General features: G+C 71.0%; 3 protein-coding genes and 1 pseudogene. 1 reads left to right on the forward strand and 3 read right to left on the reverse strand.

Features of this window, described 5'->3' with window-relative positions:
• From NQ160_RS22690 to NQ160_RS22700, 3 genes and pseudogenes are all read right to left on the reverse strand, one after another.
• Positions 1-201 (reverse strand): annotated as a pseudogene (locus tag NQ160_RS22690) (MFS transporter); the annotation flags it as partial.
• A gap of 57 nt (positions 202-258) precedes the next feature.
• The gene (locus NQ160_RS22695; RefSeq protein ID WP_257514025.1) at positions 259-480 is read right to left on the reverse strand and encodes a putative acetyltransferase; all 222 of its coding nucleotides are present in this window, start codon (positions 478-480) and stop codon (positions 259-261) included.
• Positions 474-1955 carry an SDR family NAD(P)-dependent oxidoreductase gene (locus NQ160_RS22700; protein WP_257517291.1) on the reverse strand — a complete coding sequence of 494 codons (1482 nt, stop codon included), beginning with the start codon at positions 1953-1955 and terminating at the stop codon, positions 474-476. Before NQ160_RS22700 ends, NQ160_RS22695 begins: the two co-directional genes overlap by 7 nt.
• 49 nt (positions 1956-2004) lie before the next feature.
• On the opposite strand from NQ160_RS22700, the gene NQ160_RS22705 reads away from it, so the two are divergent.
• Positions 2005-2203 (forward strand): NUDIX hydrolase (locus NQ160_RS22705; RefSeq protein WP_257517292.1); only part of this gene is annotated, 199 nt, incomplete at its 3' end.

Here is a 2203-nt window from a genome sequence, read left to right on the forward strand (position 1 = left end):
GAGCAGGTACGCCGTGACGATCCATCCCTGCTCATCGGCGGCGCCGAGGTCTCCCACGATCGTGGGCAACGCGGTGCTGACGACCGACTGATCCAGCGCCGACAGGAACATGGCCGCCAGGAGGGCGCCGAAGATGATGTAGACCTGGCGCCGGTCCAGGTCCACATCGGGCCGATCGATAGACGACGCGGAGGCGCTCACGCGTACGGTCTAGCACGGATGCCGGAGCCTAAGAAGAGTCCCCGACGCCTCGGTGCGTCAGTCCCGCGGCGCCCGTCGCACCCGCGGTGCGGGCGGGGGCGGCACCTCCTTCGCGGCGATGATCGCGCCGCGCGGGATGCGCTCGACCCCGCGCTTGCCGTCGACCACCACCGTCGTGGCATCCGCACTCAGCAGCTCGCCGAGGGCGTCGGTGGCCTGCCCCGTCGGCAGCAGATAGCGCACCACGACCCGCCGGCCCGGGGCGGGCATGTTCACCATGAGCCGGGAGCGTAATCCTTCAGGAACACCCCGAACAGGTCCTCGCCCGCCTCGCCGCGCACGATCGGGTCGTAGACCCGGGCAGCCCCGTCGACGAGGTCCAGCGGCGCGTGGAACCCCTCTTCGGCGAGGCGCACCTTGGTGGGGTGCGGGCGCTCATCGGTGATCCATCCGGTATCGACGCTCGTCATGAGGATGCCGTCGCTCTCGAACATCTCCCGCGCGCTGGTGCGCGTGAGCATGTTCACCGCGGCCTTGGCCATGTTGGTGTGCGGGTGCCCGGGGCCTTTGTATCCGCGACCGAAGACGCCCTCCATCGCGCTGACGTTGACGATGTACGTGCGCTTCGCCGGGCTCGCCGCCAGCGACGGCCGCAGCCGCGACACCAGCAGGAAAGGAGCGGTGGTGTTGGCCAGCTGCACCTCGAGCATCTCCAGTGGATCGACCTGCTCGACGCGCTGGGTCCACGAGTTGATGCTCTCGAGGTCGGGGATGAGCCCGCCTGCGTCGATCGCCGTGCCGGCGGCGAGCCGCTCGAGCGAGCTCGACCCCGCCGTCATCGCCTGCTCGGTGAGCTCATCGGCGCGGGATGCCGCTGCGGCCAGGATCGGGTGGGCGCTGACCGAGCGCTCCAGGGCCTGCGGATGACGGTCGTTGGTGTGCCCGAAGGTGACGAGCTCGGGCAGCGGCCCATCGGGCAGCGGCGCCAATTCGGCATCCACCAGGGGCTGATAGGCCCCCGGCGAGCGCCGCACGGTCTGCGTGGCGTTGTTGATGAGGATGTCCAGGGGGCCGGCCGCGGCGACATCGTCGGCGAGCCCGATCACCTGGGCGGGGTCACGCAGGTCGATGCCGACGATCTTCAGGCGGTGCAGCCAGTCCGCGGCATCCGGCAGGCTGCTGAAGCGGCGCACCGCGTCGCGCGGGAAGCGCGTCGTGATGGTCGTGTGCGCTCCGTCGCGCAGCAGTCGCAACGCGATGTACATGCCGATCTTGGCCCGGCCGCCGGTCAGCAGCGCGCGGCGCCCCGTGAGGTCGGTGCGCGCGTCGCGCTTGGCGTGGCTGAGGGCCGCGCACGCGGGGCACAGCTGGTGGTAGAACGCATCGACCACGGTGTAGGGCTGCTTGCATATGTAGCATCCCCGCGCCTTGAGGAGGGTCCCCGCCGTCGGGGCGGTCGTGGCGGTCGAGATCGGGATGCCGCGGGTCTCGTCGTCGATGCGGTCGGGGGCGCCGGTCGCGGTGGCGGCGACCACAGCGCGGTCGGCCTGCGCGATCGCGTCGCGGATCTCGCGGCGGCGCACCTTCTTCACGGCCTTGAACATGGCGGCGGTGGCCTGGCGCACGGCGATGTAGTCGGGGTGGCTCTGATCGACCCGGTCCATCTCCGCCAGCACCCTGAGGGTGGTCTGCAGGTCGGCGGGATCGATCCCGCTCGAGGGCACGTCGGACGGGGCGGGTATGGCAGGGGGCACACGGAATTCTACGACGGGCCCGATGGGTGAAACCTGTTACCGTGCCGGGGTGACACCCGCCAACGACCTTTCACCGCGCCGCATCCACGTGTCGGCGGCCGTGATCGTCGACGCCGACGGGCGCCTGCTGCTGGTGCGCAAGACCGGCACGACGGCCTTCATGCAGCCCGGCGGCAAGCCCGAGCCGGGCGAGACCCCGGACGAGACCCTCAGCCGCGAGCTCGCCGAGGAGATCGGAGTGCGGGTGG

This window comes from Microbacterium sp. zg.Y909 (assembly GCF_024626565.1).